This is a genomic window from Lentzea sp. NPDC004782, from assembly GCF_040609115.1.
Classification (GTDB): domain Bacteria; phylum Actinomycetota; class Actinomycetes; order Mycobacteriales; family Pseudonocardiaceae; genus Lentzea.
Genome location: NZ_JBEXJN010000031.1, coordinates 1 through 20067, shown reverse-complemented (window position 1 = coordinate 20067; position 20067 = coordinate 1). Strand labels below are relative to the sequence as shown.

Genomic DNA, 20067 nt, shown 5'->3' with positions numbered 1-20067 from the left:
TGCACAAATGCGCCGTTCATCGTTTCTGTCAGCCGTTGATCGTCGGCAGGGTGCCGGACAGCACGGTCGGGTTCGGCACGACGCCGTTGGTCGGCAGGTCGGACAGGCTCGGCGCCTTCAGGCCACCGACGTGCGCGCTGTCGGCCAGGCCCTCGGCGTTCGGCAGGCCCGGCAGCGTGCCGAGCTGGGGCGCGACCGGGTTCGGCGCGGTGCGCTCCTGCGCGGCCGGCACCTCGGGTGCGTCGGGGGTCTGCACGTCACCGGCGACCGGCGCCTTGACCTGGCCGAGCTTGAGCGCGCCCGCCGAGTCGAGCGGGTTGGCGTGCGGGGTGGCGTGCTGGGTGGCGTCGAGCACCTTGTCCGCGCCGACCTCGGGAACGCCGCTGTTCAGGTGGGGCGCCTCGACAGCGCCGGCCGAGCCCGCGAGCAGCGGGGCGGCACCGGCGGCGAGCAGAGCGGCGGCGCGGAACAGTCCGGAACGAGACACAGTTTTCCTCAATCTGGTTTGGGGACCGATCTTCGTTTTCATCGGCGCATTCGGTTCGGCCATTTATCCGCTCGATCGTGTGATGAGGACTTGAACCTCACGTGGCGGGAGGTCCTACGGTCGTCGTGTGACCCGTTGGAGCATCGGTGACCTGGCCAAAGCGAGCGGACTGACCGTCCGCACGCTGCACCACTACGACGAGATCGGACTGGTGGGCGCGTCCGAGCGCACGTCTTCCGGTCACCGTCGGTACACCCCGGAAGACGTACGCCGCCTCTATCAGGTGAGATCGCTGCGCCAGCTCGGTCTCTCCCTGGAGGAGGTCCGCGCGGCGCTGTCCTCATCGGACTCGCTGCGCCCGCTCTTCGAGGCCCAGCTGGCCGCGCTCACCGAGCAGGCCAGGCAGGTCGACGCGCTGCGGTCGCGGATCGCCGCGCTGCTCGACGGTCACACCACCGAATCCCTTCTGTCCACTTTGGAGATGATGTCCGTGTACGAGAGCTACTTCACCGCCGACCAGCTGGGCGACCTGCGCTCCCGCGCGGCCTCGCTCGGCACCGAGGCCGTCGAGGCGCTGAAGGCCTCCTGGCTGGAGCTGGTCAAGCAGCTGCGGCAGCACATGGCCGACGGCACGCCACCCACGGACCCGCGCGTGGTCGAGCTGTCGCGCCAGTGGGACGCGCTGGGCGCCGAGTTCACCGGCGGCGACCCGGCGATCCAGGCGGCGGCGCAACGGACGTGGGAGGAGAACAAGACCGCGATCAGCACGCAGATCGGCTGGCCGGCCGAGGACGGCCTGGTCGACTACATCGGTCAGGCGCGCGCAGCCCGGTGACGTTGCCGAATCGGCAAAATCGTCGGGTGAGGTCAGATCGGGCTCGGTAGAAGTGGGTCATGCCTTCTGATGACCGACGACTGCAGGCCGCCAACCCGACCGGATGGTTCGAAGATCTCTACGCGGAGGCCGAAGCCGGCACGGCCTCCGTCCCGTGGGACCTCCCCCATCCCCAGCAACACCTCGTCGAATGGGCCCGCGAAGCCCCGGACGGTCTGGGCCGCAGCGCACTGGTCGTCGGGTGCGGCTACGGCCGCGACTCGGAGTTCCTCGCCTCCCTCGGCTACGACGTGACGGCGTTCGACATCTCCCCCACCGCCATCGCGGCCGTCCAGGCGCGCTACCCGGACTCGAAGGTCTCCTACGTGGTCGCGGACCTGCTCAACCCGCCCGCCGAGTGGCACCGCGCGTTCGCCCTGGTCGTGGAGAACATGACCGTGCAGGCACTTCCCGTCTCCCAGCACGCCGCGGCCATCGAGAGCGCGGCCTCGCTGGTCGGCTCCACGCTGCTCGTGCTGGCCGTCGCACGGGAGGAGGGCCCCGAACCGGACGGGCCGCCGTGGCCGCTGACGCCGTCGGAGATCCTCTCGTTCGAAACCGACGGCCTGTCCGCCCGCCGCGTGTTCCGCGACGAGTCCCGGTGGCTGGCCGAGTTCGGACGATAAGTGGCCATGAACTGGCCACTTATGACGGACTTGGGCCGAATAGCGTGAATCATGCTCGTTCGTCGGCTGATCGCCCGTTTGCTCGACTGGCTGCTGGTGCTGGTCGTGGCGTGGCCGTTGGTCCACGAACCCGTGCTGGTGGTGCTCTGCGCGGCGGTGTACGACGCTCTGCTGCTGCGCTGGAACACCCTCGGCAAGGCCCTGACGGGCCTGCGGGTCGTGGGCCCCGCGTCCGGCCTCAGCCTCAGACGGGTGCTGGCCCGCACCCTGATCACGACCGCGCTGCCCGGCGCGGGCGTCGTCCTGGTGCTGACCGGTCTGGGCTGGCGGGAACCGGCGCTGATGGCGAGCCTCGGCTGGCAGCAGCCGTGGGTCGTCATCGGCGAACACCTGCCCATCGGGTCTGCGGGATGGCTCGCCTCGTTGCTGTTGGTGGGCGGGGTGACGTTGCTGGCGCTGTCCGCGGTGGAGTCGCTGGACCTGCGCGGGACGCGGACGTGGCACGACCGGAAGGCGGGCACGGCCGTGGTGCGCCTCAAAGCCTCGATCCGATGAAGGTGAACAACGAGATCCATGACAACCGCGGCAACACGGTGCAGGCGGGTCACATCGACTCTCTTCACATAACCTCACTCGCGCCACTGACCACCGCGTTGAACGGTCTGCCGCCGAGCGCGCCGTCGTTCGCAGGCCGCACCGCAGAGCTTGCTGAACTCGCCAAGCACAACTTCGTCGTGGTGTCCGGACTCGGCGGAATCGGCAAGACCGAGTTGGTGCTGCGGTTCGCGGAGAACAACGATTTCCCGGGCGGACGCCTGCTCTGGAACTTCCACGGCTATGATGACTCGAAGCGAACAGGCGCCTCTCCCGCTCTTGCCTCATTCGTGCGCGCTCTTGGCATCACGCAAGTACCGCAAGAAGAGGCCGAGACGGCGGTCCTGTACCGGTCGTTGGTCGCAGCCCGTGAGCCGATGCTCATCGTGCTCGACAACGTCCGCTCTGCTGCGCAGATCCGCCCACTCGTCGTCGCAAAGCATCACGTCGTCGTCACGAGCCGACACCTGCTCACCGGTCTGGACGCGCACCAACTAGAGCTGCGTGTTCTGCCGCAGCACGACGCGGAACGGATCGCAGGTGACACCGAGATCGCCAAACTGTGCGGCCGGCTGCCCCTTGCGTTGCAGATCATGTCGGCTCTGCGGAAGACAGACCCCGGCCACGACTGGGTCGGAGAACTCCGCACGGTGCGACTGGGCCTTCTCCGCCACGATGACCTCGACGTCCGAGCCGCCTTCGACTTGTCGTACCGAGCACTCACGATTGAACAACAGCGGTTCTTCAGGCTCGTGGCGATGCAACGAACCGGCATGATCACAGTAGTCAACGCCGCCGCACTCGCTGGTGTATCCATCCCGGAGGCAAGGAGGCATCTGCGAGACCTGCGCACCGCTCACCTGTTGGAAGAGAACAACCGGTTCCACGACCTCGTTCAAGAATTCGCCGACGAACTGCGGGACCGGCATGACTCGTTGCAGGCGGTGATCGCGGCCGGCGATCGGTTCATCGATGTTCAGGACTACAGCAGTTCTGCCGCTGGGCGCTACCTCGGTTGGCTCTTGATCTCGAAACTCGACGAGGCCGGGCACGTTGACCACGCCGCACGCGAGGAGGCGACTCGACCATATGTCCATCAGGTCACTAAGAAGTACTTTTTAACGCTGCAGAAGACGTTCAGAGAGATGTGGGCAGATGAGAGCTGATGAACCGCAACGCGTCCGGCAGCACCCGCCGCCAGTAGCCGCCGTCGTGCGCGCCGTGCTCGAACGACCCCTGCCCACCCACCGCCCGTGTGAGGTCCTGCGCCGCGTCGTGGAACGGGTCCTCCTGCCCGCACCACACCGCGACCGGTGACTTGATGCTCGCCGTGTGCCGCAACGGTTCGTGCTGCGCCCACACCTCCTCCGACGCGAACCCGTTGATCGTCTGGGCGTCGGCCCACGTTGCGAACAGCGCCGGGCTGACCGCCGCGACGGCCTTCAGCGGCTGCCGGGACGCGAGGTCGAGCACGCCGAAGCCGCCCATCGACACGCCCAGCGCCGCGTCGAACGGCACGGGCGGGGTGAGGCTGACCCAGTAGTCGTCGCCGCCGTTGATCACCGCGCACCGGAACTTCGCGCCGTTGAGGAACTGCGGCAGGCCGAGGTCCTGCCACCACGACACGCTGCCGCCGCGGCCGTGCAGCACGAGCACGGTCGGGCCGTCCGTGCCCATCCAGGCGCCCCACGGCGTCGGCTGAACCGGTGCGGGTGGCACGTCCGGCACCACGCCGTCCGGGCCGGTCCAGCCGAGCAGGCGGCGGCCGCGCGGCGTCAGCGCCCCGTACGTCCCCAGTGCTCCGACCAGGCCCGCGCCGCCCAGCAAGACCGTCCTTCGTGGAATCCCCATGCCGTCCAGTGAAACAGAACGTGCGCACAATGTGCGCCGATCATGACAAGCGTGGACACTTTGACACTGCCAGACCCGCGGCACCGGACCCAGGATTCACCGATGGAAACCGACCGCGTTCGCCGTGTTTCAGCAGCGTAACAGGGGGTTGAACGATGGCAGTCGAGTCCTCTCCGCCCCAGGTCACACCTGACGGTCGCGTCGAACTGAGCGACGTGAGTCCCATCCGGGACAGCAGGTTCTTCAACCCCGAGCTGGCGCCGGTGCCGATCGAGCAGCGCACCTGGACGACCTACAACTTCTTCGCGCTGTGGATGGGCATGGCGCACAACATCCCCAGCTACACGCTCGCGGCGTCGTTGATCGCCCTGGGCATGGACTGGGTGCAGGCGTTCCTCACGATCACGCTGGGCAACCTGATCGTGCTGATCCCCATGCTGCTCAACAGCCACGCCGGCACGAAGTACGGCATCCCGTTCCCCGTGTTCGCCCGCGCGTTCTACGGCGTCCGCGGCGCCAACCTCGTGGCGTTGCTGCGGGCGTTCATCGCGTGCGCCTGGTTCGGCATCCAGACGTGGGTGGGCGGCAAGGCGCTGCACGTGATCATCGGCAGGCTGGCCGGTGAGGGCTGGAGCAACGCCTCCGTCGTGGGCGGTCAGCCGTGGACGTTGTGGTTGTGCTTCTTCGGGTTCTGGGTCGTGCAGATGCTGGTGATCTGGCGCGGCATGGACGCGATCCGGCGGTTCGAGAACTGGACGGCGCCGCTGGTCAGCGTCGGGTTCCTGATCCTGCTGGGCTACGTGCTGGTGAAGGCGGGCGGCTTCGGGCCGATCCTGCACAGCGCCAGCAAGCTCGGCTGGGGGCCGGAGTTCTGGAAGGTCTTCTTCCCCTCGCTGATGGGCATGATCGCGTTCTGGTCGACGCTGTCGTTGAACATGCCCGACTTCACGCGGTTCGGCGGCTCGCAGCGCAAGCAGGTCACCGGGCAGATCCTGGGCCTGCCGACCACGATGTCGTTCATCGCGATCGTGGCGATCCTGACGACGTCCGGCGCGCAGGCGATCTACGGCCAGGCGATCTGGGACCCGGCCGACCTGGCCAGCCGGTTCGACAGCACGATCCTGGTGCTCATCGCGCTGATCTCGCTGGTGCTGGCGACGATCTCGGCGAACCTCGCGGCGAACGTCGTGAGCCCCTCCTACGACTTCTCGAACGCGTTCCCGAAGCGCATCACGTTCGCGATCGGCGGCCTGATCACCGGCGTGGTCGGCATCCTGATCCAGCCGTGGCGGCTGATCTCCGACCCGGGCATCTACATCTTCGCGTGGCTCGGGTTCTACGGCGGCCTGCTGGCCTCGGTGGCGGGCGTGTTCGTCTCCGGTTACTGGGTGATCAAGAAGACCCGGCTGGAGCTGGGCGACCTCTACCTGGACGGCACGGGCGCGTACTGGTTCAACGGCGGCTGGAACTGGCGTGCGGTCGCGGCGACGCTCGTGGGCTCCGTGCTCGCGGTCGGCGGCGCCTACGGCGGGCCGTTCCCGGCGGACGGGCTGATTCCGTTCCTCAAGCCGCTCTACGACTACAACTGGGTCGTCGGTTTCGTGGCCGGCTTCCTGGTTTTCCTTGCTCTCAAAGACGACACGGCAAAGGAGACGACCAGGTGAGCAACATCATCCGGGCGGCGCTCGTCCAGCAGAAGTGGACGGGCGACAAGGAGTCGATGATCGCCAACGCGGTCGAGCACATCCGCACCGCCGCTTCCCAGGGCGCGCAGGTGTTGTGTCTCCAGGAGCTCTTCTACGGCCCGTACTTCTGCCAGGTTCAGGACGCGGACTTCTACTCCTACACCGAGGCGATCCCGGACGGCCCCACGACGGAGCTGATGAAGGAAGTCGCCGCGCAGAACAACATCGTGCTGATCGTGCCGATGTACGAGGTGGAACAGCCCGGCGTCTACTACAACACCGCGGCCGTGATCGACGCGGACGGCACCTACCTCGGCAAGTACCGCAAGAACCACATCCCGCAGGTCAAGGGGTTCTGGGAGAAGTTCTACTTCAAGCCGGGCAACCTCGGTTACCCGGTGTTCGACACCGCGGTGGGCCGGATCGGCGTCTACATCTGCTACGAACGGCACTTCCCGGAGGGCTGGCGCGCTCTGGGCCTGGCCGGTGCGAAGATCGTGTTCAACCCGTCGGCGACCTCGCGGTCGTTGAGCGAGTACCTGTGGCGGCTGGAGCAGCCCGCCGCGGCCGTCGCGAACGAGTACTTCGTCGGCGCGATCAACCGCGTGGGCGTGGAACCGTTGGGCGACAACGAGTTCTACGGCCAGACGTACTTCGTCTCGCCGCGCGGCCAGCTGGTCGGCGAGGCCGCGTCCGACACCGAGGAAGAGCTGGTCGTGCGCGACCTGGACCTCGACCTGCTGACCGAGGTCCGCGACACCTGGGCGTTCTACCGCGACCGCCGCCCCGACACCTACGAGGGCCTGGTGACGCCATGAGCGTGTTGATCCGCAACGGTCTCGTCATCAACGCGACCGGCTCGCACGCCGCCGACGTGCTGATCGAGGGCGAGCACATCGCGGCCCTGGTCACGCCGGGGTTCGAGGTGCGGGCCGACGAGGTGATCGACGCGGCCGGGAAGTACGTGATCCCCGGCGGGATCGACGTGCACACGCACATGGAGATGCCGTTCGGCGGCACCCAGTCCGCGGACACGTTCGAGACCGGCACGACCGCGGCGGCGTGGGGTGGCACGACCACGATCGTCGACTTCGCGGTGCAGCCCAAGGGTTCCTCGTTGCTGTCCACTCTGGACAAGTGGCACAGCAAGGCCGACGGCAACTGCGCGATCGACTACGGCTTCCACATGATCATCTCCGACGTGAACGACGCGTCGCTGAAGGAGATGGAGTCGTGCATCGCGGCCGGGGTGAACAGCTTCAAGATGTTCATGGCCTACCCCGGCGTCTTCTACGCCACGGACGGCGAGATCCTGCGTGCCATGCAGAAGGCGCGCGAGACCGGCGCCACGATCATGATGCACGCCGAGAACGGCATCGCGATCGACCAGCTCGTGGCCCAGGCGCTGGCGAACGGCCTGGGCGACCCGGTGCAGCACGGCCTGACCCGTCCGCCGGAGCTGGAGGGTGAGGCCACCTCCCGCGCCATCCAGCTGGCCCGCGTGACCGGTTCCCCGTTGTACATCGTGCACCTGTCGGCCGCGCAAGCGCTGGACGCCGTGACCGCTGCTCGTGACACCGGCCAGAACGTGTTCGCGGAGACGTGCCCGCAGTACCTGTACCTGTCGCTGGAGGACCTGGCGCGCCCCGGTTTCGAAGGCGCCAAGTACGTGGCGTCGCCTCCGTTGCGCCCCAAGGAACACCAGTCGTCGCTGTGGCGGGGTCTGCGGACGAACGACCTCTCGGTGGTCAGCACCGACCACTGCCCGTTCTGCTTCAAGGACCAGAAGCAGCTGGGTCTCGGCGACTTCTCCAAGATCCCCAACGGCATGCCGGGCGTCGAGCACCGCGTCGACCTGCTGCACCAGGGCGTCGTGAAGGGCGAGATCACCCGCGAACGCTGGGTCGAGATCGCCTCCACCACCCCGGCCCGCATGTTCGGCATGTACCCGCGCAAGGGCGTGATCGCACCCGGCGCCGACGCCGACGTGGTGATCTACGACCCGGCGGCGACGCAGACCATCTCCGCCGAGACCCACCACATGGCCGTGGACTACTCGGCCTACGAGGGCTTCGACGTCACCGGCCGGGTGGACACCGTGTTCTCCCGCGGCCGCAAGGTGATCGCCGACGGCGCCTACCACGGCTCGACGGGCCACGGCCGGTTCGTGTCCCGCGACCTCAACCAGTACCTCGTGTAGAGAAGGGCGTTCCCGTGGACTTCGGCATCGTGCTGCAGACCGACCCGCCTGCGCGGGACGTGGTGGAAGGCCTCCGCGCCGCCGAGGACTGCGGCTTCCGCTACGGCTGGACGTTCGACTCCTGCGTGCTGTGGCAGGAGCCGTTCGTCATCTACTCCCAGGTCCTGGCCGCCACCAAGGACCTGATCATCGGCCCCATGGTCACCAATCCGTCCACTCGCGACTGGTCGGTGACGGCATCGCTGTTCGCGACGCTGAACGACATGTTCGGCAACCGCACGGTCTGCGGCATCGGCCGGGGCGACTCGGCCCGCCGCGTGATCGGCCAGAAGCCCGCCTCCCTGGCCACGCTCGGCGAAGCGATGCACGTGATCAAGGAGCTGGCCGAGGGCCGCTCAGTGGAACACCACGGCACAGCGGTGCAGATCCCGTGGGTGCGCAACGGAAAGCTCGAAATCTGGATGGCGGCCTACGGGCCTCGCGCGTTGAAGATGGTCGGTGAGCAGGCCGACGGCTTCATCCTGCAGACCGCCGACCCGGACATCGCCCGCTGGACCATCGGCTCCGTCCGCGAAGCCGCGGTGGCCGCGGGCCGAGACCCGTCGTCCATCACGATGTGCGTGGCCGCTCCTGCCTACGTCGGAACCGATCTCTCCCATCAGCGGGATCAGTTGCGCTGGTTCGGCGGCATGGTCGGCAACCACGTGGCGGACCTCGTCGCCCGATACGGTGATTCCGGCGTCGTGCCCAAGGCCCTGACCGACTACATCAAGGACCGCGAGGGCTACGACTACTCCCACCACGGCAAGGCGGGCAACCGGTCTACCGACTTCGTGCCGGACGCGATCGTCGACCGCTTCTGCCTGGTGGGACCGGAGTCCGCGCACGTCGACCGGCTGCAGGAGCTCAAGGAGATCGGCGTCGACAACTTCGCGCTGTACCTGATGCACGACGAGAAGGACAAGACGCGCGACGCCTACGGATCGGCCGTCATCCCCGCGTTCGGGGCGTAGCGCGAAGACCTGCCGGGCGTGCCGCGACGATGCGGCGGCACGCCCGGCAGTATCCGTCGGTGGCCGGTCGTCACTTTCCGCCGCCCACCTTCACCTCTCAAGCGCCAATATCGCACAATTATGTATTGGCTGGACATCCAAACACGCGGTCGAATCAGCTGAAATCAGACAGATCCGACCCCTGTTTGTGATTCACATCACACTCCACGCCTGAATGCGGCAGGTCGCGGTATGAATGTGACGTCGAGATCTTTTGCGCACTCGACCGTCACAGCTTCACCGCCACGTGGAGCAGCCTGGGGGGGGCACATGAGCGCGAGGACGTCATCGGGCATTTCTGCCGACTTTTCTCCTGACGTGATCGAAGCACACGACGGGACATCGCGCCGTCCTCGCAAGTCCGCATAATCCCGCCAGGTCGTCAGAACAGTCACTCGCGTCCTTTCAGAATCGATCTCGCGACCTCGTCCCGAGATCAGGATTCGGCACGCGGACGGGAACAAATTCCCACCTGTCGGGGCCACGGTTCACCCCTGCCCCGAATCAGGGCGTTCAACGAGAAAATGGGGGTATCAAGTTGAATTCATGGTTCAGCCGGCACCGCGCAGCGCGCCGTGCCATCACCGCTGCGGCGACCGCGTTGATGACAGCCGTCGCGTTCGGCACCGCCGCGGCGAACGCGAGCACGGCGCCCGCGACGCACGAGGCGACCGCCGCACAGGCGATGCGGTCCGCCGTCATGCCGCTCGCCGGCAACGTCCCCACCGAGGTCACCGCGGCTCTCGACAAACTGGAGAAGAGCTCACAGGCCTTCGCCCAGAATTTCGACAAGGGCAGCCCGAGCCTCACCGCGGTCCTGCTCGACAAAGCACGGGCGTCGATCGGTTCCGGCGGGGTCACGACTCACCTCCCGAACGGCGCGAAATTCGACGTGGCGTCGGCCACCACCTACAAGGCGAAGTCCGGCAACGGGCCGACCATCCTGCGTCTGCCCCTGGCGGGAACGAACGTGGCCAAGGCCAGCGTCCTGGGAATCACGTTCAATGCCACCACCGGAGCGGTGATCTCCACTTCCGAGATGCTCATCGTCGGCAGGGAGAACAATTCCGCACAAGTGACCGTATGGCAGGACGGCGTGCTGTCGCTCAACAAAATCACGTCCGCGGAGGGTCAGGTCAGTGACGCCGGCACGGCTTCCCCGACCAATTCGGTCGCAGCCTCCGACGGATTCTGGAGCAGGTTGAACAACTGCCTTGCGAGTCTTGGTATAGGATGGGCCGTCTTGAGCGCGATCACGGTCGCCTGTTCCTTCGCGTGTGTCATTTCGGCTGGTACCGGCTGCCTGTTGTGCATCCTCGCCGCTGCTGGCGTGACAAACGCGAACATCGCGGGCTGTGTCGCCGAAGCAAGTCAGGGCTAGTTCCGAGGAGGCGGCGCCGTGAACTCTCGCCAGAAAGCGATCTCCATTGCCAGTGCGGTGATATTCGGGCTCGGCACGGTGGTGCCCACGATCGAAGGCTCGCCGGTGCCGGCACTCGTAGGCGTACCGATCGCAGTCGCGGCGCTTGCCGTGTTCATCGCAACGGTCGTCTCCGCCCGCTCCGGCAAGAGCGGGGAGAGTTCGAAGTAGAGCCGTTCAGGACAGGACCGGTGTTCCGGCACTGCCGGAACACCGGTCCTGTCAGCGCTACCGCACGATCCGGGTCTCGCCGTCCCACTCCGCGGCGACCAGCGAAGGCAACAGCTCAGCCAGCTGCACGGGGTACACGGTGTCCTCAGCGGACTCCAGCTCCTGCGCGGTCCACCACCGATACCCGGACACGGTGGCGTTCTCGACGTCGTTGAAACCGGACGTGTCAACCGAAAGTTCGGCAACCGACGCGTGGAAGAACCACTCCTCTGCGTCGAACGTCTCGCCGGCGAAGCTGAACACCGCGCGCCGACGCCAGATCGGGCCGACCAAAGACTCCGGCGCGAGCTTCAGGCCGGTCTCCTCGAAGGCCTCGCGGACGGCGGCGTCGCGGAGCTCCTCGCCGTCCTCCACTCCGCCGCCGACGGTGAACCAGAAGAGCTCCTGGGGCCGGGCGGGGTCGAAGCCCTGGAAGAGCAGCACGCGGCCTTGGGCGTCGGTCAGCACCACGCGGGCGGACGAACGGGGCCTGAGCAGGACGGCGTCGGACGGCGACGCGGGCTCGGCGATCTCGAAGTACGACGGCTGCGGCGCGGTGCCGGCCAGCCGCAGCCACCGGACGATGCGGCGGCGGCGTTGGAGCAACGTGTCGCGCACGGCGTCGTTGTGCACGCGGCGGGCGAGAACCACGCGTTCCTCGGCGTCGGCCAGTTCGGCGGCGAGCGCCGGGGGGAGCTTCGTGCGGTCCAGGGCGCCCAGCAGGCCGGAGAGCTCGTTCTCGGCCAGTTCGCGCTCGGCCCGCGAAGCCGACTCGGCACGGGACGCGGCAGCGGACAGCTCGGGGTCGAGCAGCGCGCGGGTGACGACGGCGCGGCGGGCCAGGGCGGTGTCCAGGGCGGCCCAGGCGGCGTCGGTGCGGACGTGCAGGCGGTCCAGGCGGTTCGCGATGGCGAGGATCCACGCGGACAGCAGAAGCGTGACCAGGACGACGACGAGCGCGGTGGTCACGCCTCACTCACCCGGCGCGGATCGGCGGCGATGGCCGTCTCGTACACCCGCAGCACCTGACCGGCCACCACGGACCAGTCGAACGCCTGCACCCGCTGCGAGGCCAGATCCACGTACTCGGCCCGCAGAGCGGAATCCCGCAACACCGAACGCAGGGCGTCCGCGAGCGCGGCGGCGTCCCCCACCGGGAACAGCACCCCGGCCTTGCCGTCGTCCAGCACGCGGCGGAACGCGTCCAGGTCCGAGGCCACCACGGCGGTGCCGGCCGACATGGCCTCGGTGAGGATGATGCCGAACGATTCGCCGCCGGTGTTCGGGGCGACGTAGACGTCCACCGACCGCAGCATCCTGGCCTTCTCCACGTCGTCGGCCTGGCCCAGCAGGTCGACGCGAGAAGCGTGAGGTCCTTCGAAGGGGGACTCGCCGCGGCCCACGACCAGCAGGCGCAGGTCTGGGAACTCGTCGGCGATCAGGCCGAAGGCCTCCCACAGGATCGGCATGCCCTTGCGCGGTTCGTCGTAGCGGCCCACGAAGCCGATCGTGCCGCCGGGGCGCGGATAACCGTCCAAAGTGGACGCCGAGGCGAAGAAGTCGACGTCGACGCCGTTGGGGATCTCCACCGCGTCGCCGCCGAGGTGCTCGACCTGGACGCGGCGGGCCAGGGCGGAGACGGCGATGCGGGCGGTGACCTTCTCCAGGAACGGCTGCAGGACGCCCTGGAACGCCGAGAGCATCTTGGAGCGCGGGGTCGAGGTGTGGAAGGTGGCGACGATCGGGCCGTCGGCGACCATCAGGGCCAGCATCGACAGCGACGGCGCGGTGGGCTCGTGCAGGTGCAGGACGTCGAACTCGTGCTCGTCGATCCAGCGGCGGACCCGCGCGTAGGAGACCGGGCCGAAGGACAGGCGGGCCACCGAGCCGTTGTACGGGATGCCGACCGCGCGGCCCGCGGAGGTGACGAACGGCGGCAGGGCCTGGTCGTCGTCGGCGGGGGCCAGGACGTTCACGGTGTGGCCGAGGCCGATCAGGGCGCGGGCGAGATCGACGACGTGGGCCTGCACTCCCCCTGGCACGTCGAAGGAGTACGGGCAGACGATGCCGATCTTCACCGCGAGAGCCTCCTGGCCAGTGCGGCGCGACGGCTCGCAGGCAGGTCGGCCAGCCAGAGCTTCTGCAGCATGTGCCAGTCGGCCGGGTGGGCGGCGATGTCGGCGGCGAACACGTCGGCGACCGCCTGCGTGGCCGCCTGGACGGTGCTCACCTTGATCGGCGGGTGGATGCGGAAGTGCCAGCCGTCGTCGGTGAACCAGCAGCCCACCGGCAGCAGCGCGGCGCCCGTCGTCGCGGCCAGGTGCGCGGGTCCGGCGGGCATCAGGGTCTGCTCGCCGAAGAACGTCACCGGGACGCCCGAGGAGGTCAGGTCGCGGTCGGCCAGCAGGCAGACGACCTTGTTCGCCCGCAGCCGCTGCGCCAGCACCGTCGCGGGTGGACGGTCGCCGCCGTGCAGCGGCAGCACCTCGAACCCGAGGGTCTCGCGGAACTCGACGAACTTCCGGTACAGCGACTCCGGCTTCAGCCGCTCGGCCACGGTCGTGAACGTGCCGGAGTGACCCACGAGCCAGACCCCGGCCATGTCCCAGTTGCCGCTGTGCGGCAGAGCGACGACCGCGCCCGTGCCCTCCTTCAGCGCGGCGTCGAGGTTCTCCACGCCGCTGATCATCGAGTCGCACTTCTCGTAGACCGCGCGCAGGTCCATCGACGGCAGCCGGAACGCCTCGCACCAGTAGCGCGCGTACGACCGCAGCGAGTCGCGCACGAGCTCGTCCAACTCCTCCTCGCCCGCCTGCGGCACGACCCGGCGCAGGTTCGTGCGCAGCTGCCGGACTCCCTCACCGCCGCGTCTGGCCGCGTAGTCGGCACCCACGCGGAACAGCGCGCGCGCCCACTTCTCCGGCAGCAGGCGGATCAGCCGCCACCCGGCCGTGTACCCGGCGGTCGCGAGGTTCACGCGGCCTCCCGCGCGGACTTCGCCACGGCCAGGACCCGCTGCAGCACCGTCGCCACCGTCATGACCGCGAGCAGCCACAGCGCGATGTCCATGAGGTGCGGCACGCCCAGCCCCTGCACGCCGGCGCCGACCAGCGCGACGATGAAGCGCTCGGCTCGCTCGGCCAGGCCGCCGTCGGCGCTGAGCCCGGACGCCTCGGCACGCGCCTTCACGTACGAGATGACCTGCGAGGCGACCAGGCAGATGAAGCCGGCCACGGCCGTCCAGCGCGCACCGGTGTCGAACGCGTACCACGTGAGCGCCGCGAACAGCGCCCCGTCCGCGATGCGGTCGCAGGTGGCGTCGAGGACGGCGCCGAACTTCGTGGGCCCCTGCGCGCGGGCCATCGCCCCGTCGATCAGGTCGAGCAGCACGAAGAACGTGACGAGCGCACAGCCGAGGAACAGCTGCCCGCGGGGGATGAACCACAGCGCGCTGGCGACGGCACCGGCCGTGCCGACCACGGTGACGACGTTGGGCGTGAGGCCACGCGCCAGCAGCCACGCCCCGATCGGATCGGTGACGCGCGAGACGGACGCGCGAGCGAAGATGTTCAGCATGGCGTGTCGCAGCCTAGCTGGACTGCTGAAACGCGCTGCTCGCGGGTGAGGCGGCACCCGCGAGCGAACCGGGTTCAGCCCAGTCGCCGGTGATCTTCGGCGATCCGCTTCAGCAACGCCTGCAGCTCCTCCCCCCGCACCGCCAGCCGTTCCAGCCGCCCGAACAACGCGAGGTACTCGCGCACGTCCAGGGGGTCGGTGATGGTGGCGTTGCCGGTGAGCACGCTGACCGTGACCACGCGTTCGTCGTAGATCTGGAAACCGTGCAGGGCGACGACGTTCGCGTCCGCCGACCACGGCACCACGCACAGCCGGACGTTCGGACGGCGCTGGATCGCGGTCAGGTGCTCGACCTGTTCCGCCATCAGCTCCGCCGACCCCATCCGCCAGCGCAGGGCGCTCTCGGTCAGCAGGAACACGAACTGCTTCGCCAGGTCGTCCATCCGGGCACGCCGTATCCGCAGCGCGGCCACAGCGGCCTCCTGCTCCGACTGCGGCATCGTCCCCAGCACGATCCGCAGGTAGGACTCGGACTGCAGCAGCGAGGGCACCAGGTTTACCTGGAAGAACCTCGATGTCGCCGCCCGCGCCTCCACGCGGCTGATCGTCTGCTGGTGGCGGTGCGCTCCTCGGTGCAGCACGACGCGGCGGGTTTCCGCCTCCGCGTGCAGCGACCTGGCGAGTTCGACCAGTTCGATGCGCGTCTCTCTCGTCGCAGCCAATTCTGCGACGAGACGCTCCACGTCGGTGACGGACGGGAGCAGCATGCCGTTCTCGATCTTCGACAGCTTGGACTGGCTCATCCCGGTGGCACGGGCGGTGGCCGTGCCGGTCATCTTCGCCTCGGTGCGCAACCGGCGTAACTCACGCGAAAGCCGTTCTCGTGCTAATCGCGAACGCTCAGGTGCGGTCATGTTCGCACCGTAACCATCTGCACACGTTGAGACGATCGGCCATAGGCGGGGACTTGACTCGCAGTTGACACCTCCAGGTGGGTGATCTCACCTACCTGGAATCGTTTTGTACTGGCGTTACGTCTCGATCGGTTGAGGAGAAACACCCGAAAGTTGCAACCGAACCATTCCTTGCCACGTGGAAACCGTCCGGATTGTCCCTCCCGGACAACGAGGGGTGGTTTTTGTCACTCTTTTGTCCATGAAATGGTACGGCTTTCAATCACAGAGTTCGCTAAACGCGGTGTTCAGCGAATCGGCGATTGGTCAGTCGACGGCCTTCCAGCCCTCGGACAGCAGGTCACGGGTCTCCCCGAGCAGCTGCGGCAGCACCTTGGTGTGCCCGATGACCGGCATGAAGTTCGCGTCCCCGCCCCACCGAGGCACGACGTGCTGGTGCAGATGAGCGGCGATCCCGGCCCCCGCGACGTCACCCTGGTTCATACCGACGTTGAACCCGTGCGGTGCCGCCACGTGCCGCGCCACCCTCATCGCCTTCTGCGTGAACGCGGCGAACTCCGCGGTCTCCGACAGCGTCAGATCCGTGTAGTCCGGTACATGCCGATACGGCAGCACCATCAGATGACCGGGGTTGTACGGGTAAAGGTTCAAAACAGCGAAGACCTCGGCACCGCGCGCGATGATCAGCCCCGCCGAGTCGTCGAGCTCGACAACACGGCAGAACGGGCATCCCTCGGGTTCATCGCCGAGCGCCTTGCCCTCACCCTTGACATAAGACAAGCGGTGCGGGGTCCACAAACGCTGCAAAGCGTCGTGAACCCCGACACCGTCCTGTTCCGAAAACTCAGGCGTCACGAGAGCAGTTCCGCGGTGGGCGACGCGTTCTCCCGGCGCTGCACCCAGTCGACGATCTGCTCGACGGCCCGCTCCACCGGCACGCCGTTGATCTGCGTGCCGTCGCGGAACCGGAACGACACCGCGTTCGCCTCCACGTCCTTGGCGCCGGCCAGGAGCATGAACGGCACCTTCTGCATGGTGTGGTTGCGGATCTTCTTCTGCATGCGGTCGTCGGACGCGTCGACGTCGACGCGGATGCCCTTCTTGCGCAGCACCTCACGCACCGCGAACAGGTGGTCGGCGTTGTCGCTGGTCACCGGGATGCCCACGACCTGCACCGGCGCGAGCCACGCCGGGAACGCGCCCGCGTAGTGCTCGGTCAGCACGCCGAAGAACCGCTCCACCGACCCGAACAACGCGCGGTGGATCATGACCGGGCGCACGCGCGAGCCGTCGGGCCCGGTGTACTCCAGCTCGAACCGCTCGGGCAGGTTGAAGTCGAGCTGGATGGTCGACATCTGCCAGGTGCGGCCGAGCGCGTCCCGGCACTGGACCGAGATCTTCGGGCCGTAGAACGCGGCGCCACCGGGGTCCGGCACGAGCTCCAGTCCGGACTCGCGGGCCACCGACGCGAGCGTCTCGGTCGCCTCCTCCCAGATCTCGTCCGCACCCACGTACTTCTCGGGGTTCTTGGTCGAGAGCTCCAGGTAGAAGTCGTCCAGGCCGTAGTCGCGCAGCAGGTCCAGCACGAACGTCAGCAGCGACTTCAGCTCGTCGCGGATCTGGTCGCGGGTGCAGAAGATGTGCGCGTCGTCCTGCGTCATGCCGCGCACTCGGGTCAGGCCGTGCACCACGCCGGACTTCTCGTAGCGGTACACCGAGCCGAACTCGAACATGCGCAACGGCAGCTCGCGGTACGAACGGCCCCTCGACTTGAAGATCAGGTCGTGGAACGGGCAGTTCATCGGCTTGAGGTAGTAGTCCTGGCCCGGCTTGCGGACCGTGCCGTCCTCGTTGAGCTCCGCGTCGAGGTGCATCGCCGGGTACATGCCGTCGCGGTACCAGTCCAGGTGACCGGAGACCTCGAACAGGTTGCCCTTGGTGATGTGCGGCGAGTAGACGAACTCGTAGCCCGCCTCGGTGTGCCGCTGCCGGGAGTAGTCCTCCATGGCCTTGCGGATGATGCCGCCCTTGGGGTGGAACACCGCGAGACCGGAGCCGATCTCGTCCGGGAACGAGAACAGGTCCAGCTCCACGCCCAGCTTGCGGTGGTCGCGGCGCTCGGCCTCGGCGAGCCGCTCCAGGTACGCGTCCTGCGCCTCCTGCGACTCCCACGCGGTGCCGTAGATGCGCTGCAGCTGCGGGTTGTTCTCGTTGCCGCGCCAGTACGCGGCGGCCACGCGGGTCAGCTTGAACGCCGGGATGTGCTTGGTGGTCGGCACGTGCGGGCCGCGGCACAGGTCGCCCCACACCTGCTCGCCGGTGCGCGGGTCGAGGTTGTCGTAGATCGTCAGCTCGCCGCCGCCGACCTCCATGACCTCGCTGGTGTCGACGTCGCTCTTGATGTCGACGAGCTCCAGCTTGAACGGCTCGGACGCCAGCTCCGCCTTGGCCGCGTCGACCGACTCCACCACGCGGCGGGAGAACCGCTGCGAGCCCTTGATGATCTGCTTCATGCGCTTCTCCAGCGCCTGCAGGTCTTCGGGGGTGAAGGGCTTGTCGACCTGGAAGTCGTAGTAGAAACCGTCCTTCACGGGCGGGCCGATGCCGAGCTTGGCCTCGGGGAACTGCTGCTGCACCGCCTGCGCGAGCACGTGCGCGGCGGAGTGGCGGATGACGCTGCGGCCGTCCTCGGTGTCCGCGGCGACGGCCTCGACCTCGACGTCGACCTGCGGGGTCCACGACAGGTCGCGCAGGTGGCCCTCGGCGTCCTTCACGACGACGATCGCGTCGGACCCCTTGCCCGGCAGCCCGGCCTCGCGCACGGCCGTGCCCGCCGTCGTCCCAGCCGGAACCACCACGCGAGGCGGGTTCTGGGCGAGGGCTGGACGCGACTCGGACACGATGACTCCTAGATCAGGTGTTGGGTTTGCGGATCAGATGTTATCGGTGCTCAAGATGGACATGACGATCGAGTCGTAGAACTGCCCGTCCCAGAGCAGGGCGTCGCGGCGACGGCCCTCCTCGCGGAAGCCGAGCTTCCGGTACACGTGGATCGCCCTGTCGTTGAACTCGTACACCTCCAGCTCCACCCGATGGAGGTTCCGCTCCCCGAACGCGTGGTCCAGGACGTGCTTGAGCGCGGCGGTGCCGTAGCCCTTGCCGAACCCGTCCTGCAGGAAGATCCGCAAGCCGGCGGACCGGTTGTGCGGGTTGACCGTGAGCACGACCTCGCCGAGGAACCGGCCGTCCTCGGTGATGGCGCGGGTGTAGCGGTCCGGGTCGTTCAGGGTCCGCTCGATGTACGCCTCGTAGTCCGCCGGCTCGAACGTGGCGTGCGTGCCGGTCAGCTTCATGACCTCGGCCTGGTCCGGGCCGCCCGCGTGCATCTGAGCGGCGAACTCCTTGCGCAGGGGTACGAGTTCCATGGCTCCATCGAACCGGGTGCCCGCAACTCCTTTCCGGAATCGGCGGCGCGGCACGCGCGTCACAGGCCGGGTAACTCGTCCGGGTGGTTCTGCTGCGCAGCCGGTTCCAGGTGGTTTTTCGGATGCGCCTCAGTGGGCAGGGCGAGCAGTCTGTGTGCCCCCGCCTGCCGCGCGTTAAGGAGCACCGTCATGCACGACTTGGTGGTCGAGTGCCCGGTCCGCCTCACCGAGTCCAACCGGGACGAACTGCGCCTGCTGTACGCCGACCTGCGCGACCACTACGCGCGCCGCGACGCCCGTGACGGCACGCGCACGACGTTGCACTTCGTGTGGTCGGGCGACCTCGCCCCGGAGCTCTTCGGCGCCACCTACGCCGACCAGCGGCACATCTTCTCCGCCTCGCGTCCGGTGATCAACTCCGCGAAGCACCCCGACCGGCTTCAGGAAACGAACAGGTGGCTGTCAGGCTCAGCTCAGCCGAACGGCGCATCGTTGAGGACATGAGCGAGCAGGAGCCGTCGCCCCGAGACGGGGCACAGAACGAACCGCAGGCGGCCCGGCCTGCACCGGACCAGGCAACCACGCCGCTGCCCGCCGACGCACCGGCCGCGCCTGGTCAGCAACCCGCTGCCGAACAACCGGCGGCGACGGCCGCAGAAGCACCCGCCGGGCACCCCGGCGCGGCACCGGAAGCACCCGTCACGCATCCGGCGGCGGCACCGGTCACCCGTGGCCGCGTGCGGCGGTTCGCCGGCCACCGCGCCACCCAGCTCGTCGCCGTGGGCCTGCTGGGCCTCGTCCTCGGCGGCGGCATCGTGGGCGCGGTCGCGGCCAACCGCATCGACCACCGCTCCGGCCCCGGCCACGTCCGGATGTACGACCGCGGCGACCGCGGCCAGGATCGCGGCGGCTTCGACCAGCGCGGCCCGTTCGGCGACCACGGCAACCGCGGGGACCGGTAACCAGGTCGATGAAGGGCTCTTTCATCCACCTCAGGTGGAGCAAGGAGCCCTTCATCCCGCCGACCGAGCGCACGACGCGCGTTTCTGCCCCAATCCCCGACGACGCGCGTCGTGCGCACCCCGAAAGCCAGGAACGCACGCCTCCGCGGGAATAATACCCCTCGTTCCGCGGAGGCGTGCGTTCCGCCCGG

At 68.2% G+C, this 20067-nt stretch carries 22 protein-coding genes; 12 read left to right on the top strand and 10 right to left on the bottom strand.

Annotated features, from left to right (window positions below):
* Positions 1-28: 28 nt before the first annotated feature.
* Positions 29-487 (bottom strand): hypothetical protein, encoded by a 459-nt coding sequence (locus ABZV40_RS27005; RefSeq protein WP_355447148.1) that lies wholly within the window; start codon positions 485-487, stop codon positions 29-31.
* A 127-nt stretch (positions 488-614) separates the two neighbouring features.
* Here ABZV40_RS27005 and ABZV40_RS27000 point away from each other — a divergent pair, with 127 nt between their 5' ends.
* From ABZV40_RS27000 to ABZV40_RS26985, 4 genes are read left to right on the top strand one after another with little or no spacing between them, the layout of a single operon-like run.
* Entirely contained in the window at positions 615-1322 is a 708-nt protein-coding gene (locus ABZV40_RS27000) for a MerR family transcriptional regulator (RefSeq protein WP_355447145.1), read from the top strand.
* 59 nt (positions 1323-1381) lie between these two features.
* Complete coding sequence (locus ABZV40_RS26995; RefSeq protein WP_355447143.1) at positions 1382-1987, top strand: class I SAM-dependent methyltransferase; 606 nt, start codon at positions 1382-1384, stop codon at positions 1985-1987.
* Positions 1988-2038: 51 nt separating this feature from the next.
* On the top strand, positions 2039-2542 hold the full coding sequence (locus ABZV40_RS26990; protein ID WP_355447140.1) for a hypothetical protein: 504 nt from the start codon (positions 2039-2041) through the stop codon (positions 2540-2542).
* Positions 2539-3747, top strand: coding sequence for a hypothetical protein (locus tag ABZV40_RS26985; RefSeq protein ID WP_355447137.1), 1209 nt, complete (start codon positions 2539-2541; stop codon positions 3745-3747). Before ABZV40_RS26990 ends, ABZV40_RS26985 begins: the two co-directional genes overlap by 4 nt.
* Here ABZV40_RS26985 and ABZV40_RS26980 read toward each other — a convergent pair.
* On the bottom strand, positions 3719-4432 hold the full coding sequence (locus ABZV40_RS26980) for a hypothetical protein (RefSeq protein ID WP_355447134.1): 714 nt from the start codon (positions 4430-4432) through the stop codon (positions 3719-3721). The two genes, ABZV40_RS26985 and ABZV40_RS26980, sit on opposite strands and share 29 nt — an antisense overlap.
* Positions 4433-4587: 155 nt before the next feature.
* On the opposite strand from ABZV40_RS26980, the gene ABZV40_RS26975 reads away from it, so the two are divergent.
* The 6 genes from ABZV40_RS26975 (at position 4588) to ABZV40_RS26950 (ending at position 10960) form a co-directional block, all read left to right on the top strand.
* Complete coding sequence (locus tag ABZV40_RS26975) at positions 4588-6096, top strand: NCS1 family nucleobase:cation symporter-1 (RefSeq protein WP_355447131.1); 1509 nt, start codon at positions 4588-4590, stop codon at positions 6094-6096.
* Entirely contained in the window at positions 6093-6935 is an 843-nt protein-coding gene (locus tag ABZV40_RS26970; RefSeq protein ID WP_355447128.1) for a nitrilase-related carbon-nitrogen hydrolase, read from the top strand. Before ABZV40_RS26975 ends, ABZV40_RS26970 begins: the two co-directional genes overlap by 4 nt.
* Positions 6932-8317, top strand: coding sequence for a dihydropyrimidinase (gene hydA / locus ABZV40_RS26965; protein WP_355447125.1), 1386 nt, complete (start codon positions 6932-6934; stop codon positions 8315-8317). Before ABZV40_RS26970 ends, hydA begins: the two co-directional genes overlap by 4 nt.
* 14 nt (positions 8318-8331) lie before the next feature.
* Positions 8332-9330, top strand: a complete 999-nt coding sequence (locus ABZV40_RS26960; protein ID WP_355447122.1) for a TIGR03842 family LLM class F420-dependent oxidoreductase — start codon at positions 8332-8334, stop codon at positions 9328-9330.
* 577 nt (positions 9331-9907) lie between these two features.
* Positions 9908-10750 carry a hypothetical protein gene (locus tag ABZV40_RS26955; protein ID WP_355447119.1) on the top strand — a complete coding sequence of 281 codons (843 nt, stop codon included), beginning with the start codon at positions 9908-9910 and terminating at the stop codon, positions 10748-10750.
* 18 nt (positions 10751-10768) lie between these two features.
* Entirely contained in the window at positions 10769-10960 is a 192-nt protein-coding gene (locus ABZV40_RS26950; protein ID WP_355447116.1) for a hypothetical protein, read from the top strand.
* Between the two features lie 57 nt (positions 10961-11017).
* Here the strand turns inward: ABZV40_RS26950 and ABZV40_RS26945 are convergent, their stop codons facing one another.
* The 8 genes from ABZV40_RS26945 to ABZV40_RS26910 form a co-directional block, all read right to left on the bottom strand.
* On the bottom strand, positions 11018-11968 hold the full coding sequence (locus ABZV40_RS26945; RefSeq protein WP_355447113.1) for an NUDIX domain-containing protein: 951 nt from the start codon (positions 11966-11968) through the stop codon (positions 11018-11020).
* Positions 11965-13077 (bottom strand): glycosyltransferase family 4 protein, encoded by a 1113-nt coding sequence (locus ABZV40_RS26940; protein ID WP_355447110.1) that lies wholly within the window; start codon positions 13075-13077, stop codon positions 11965-11967. The genes ABZV40_RS26945 and ABZV40_RS26940 overlap by 4 nt, the downstream gene beginning before the upstream one ends.
* A complete protein-coding gene (locus ABZV40_RS26935) occupies positions 13074-13976 on the bottom strand; it encodes a phosphatidylinositol mannoside acyltransferase (RefSeq protein WP_355447107.1) in 903 nt (300 codons plus the stop codon). Before ABZV40_RS26935 ends, ABZV40_RS26940 begins: the two co-directional genes overlap by 4 nt.
* Positions 13973-14575, bottom strand: coding sequence for a phosphatidylinositol phosphate synthase (pgsA, locus tag ABZV40_RS26930; RefSeq protein ID WP_355447104.1), 603 nt, complete (start codon positions 14573-14575; stop codon positions 13973-13975). The genes ABZV40_RS26935 and pgsA overlap by 4 nt, the downstream gene beginning before the upstream one ends.
* Before the next feature lie 74 nt (positions 14576-14649).
* A complete protein-coding gene (locus ABZV40_RS26925; protein WP_355447101.1) occupies positions 14650-15489 on the bottom strand; it encodes a helix-turn-helix transcriptional regulator in 840 nt (279 codons plus the stop codon).
* Positions 15490-15795: 306 nt separating this feature from the next.
* Complete coding sequence (locus ABZV40_RS26920; RefSeq protein WP_355447098.1) at positions 15796-16344, bottom strand: HIT domain-containing protein; 549 nt, start codon at positions 16342-16344, stop codon at positions 15796-15798.
* Positions 16341-18347 carry a threonine--tRNA ligase gene (thrS, locus tag ABZV40_RS26915; RefSeq protein ID WP_355447411.1) on the bottom strand — a complete coding sequence of 669 codons (2007 nt, stop codon included), beginning with the start codon at positions 18345-18347 and terminating at the stop codon, positions 16341-16343. The genes ABZV40_RS26920 and thrS overlap by 4 nt, the downstream gene beginning before the upstream one ends.
* A 75-nt stretch (positions 18348-18422) precedes the next feature.
* A complete protein-coding gene (locus ABZV40_RS26910; protein WP_355447095.1) occupies positions 18423-18914 on the bottom strand; it encodes a GNAT family protein in 492 nt (163 codons plus the stop codon).
* A 189-nt stretch (positions 18915-19103) separates the two neighbouring features.
* On the opposite strand from ABZV40_RS26910, the gene ABZV40_RS26905 reads away from it, so the two are divergent.
* A complete protein-coding gene (locus ABZV40_RS26905) occupies positions 19104-19418 on the top strand; it encodes a hypothetical protein (RefSeq protein ID WP_355447092.1) in 315 nt (104 codons plus the stop codon).
* Positions 19415-19876 carry a hypothetical protein gene (locus tag ABZV40_RS26900; protein ID WP_355447089.1) on the top strand — a complete coding sequence of 154 codons (462 nt, stop codon included), beginning with the start codon at positions 19415-19417 and terminating at the stop codon, positions 19874-19876. The genes ABZV40_RS26905 and ABZV40_RS26900 overlap by 4 nt, the downstream gene beginning before the upstream one ends.
* The last annotated feature ends 191 nt before the right edge of the window (positions 19877-20067 follow it).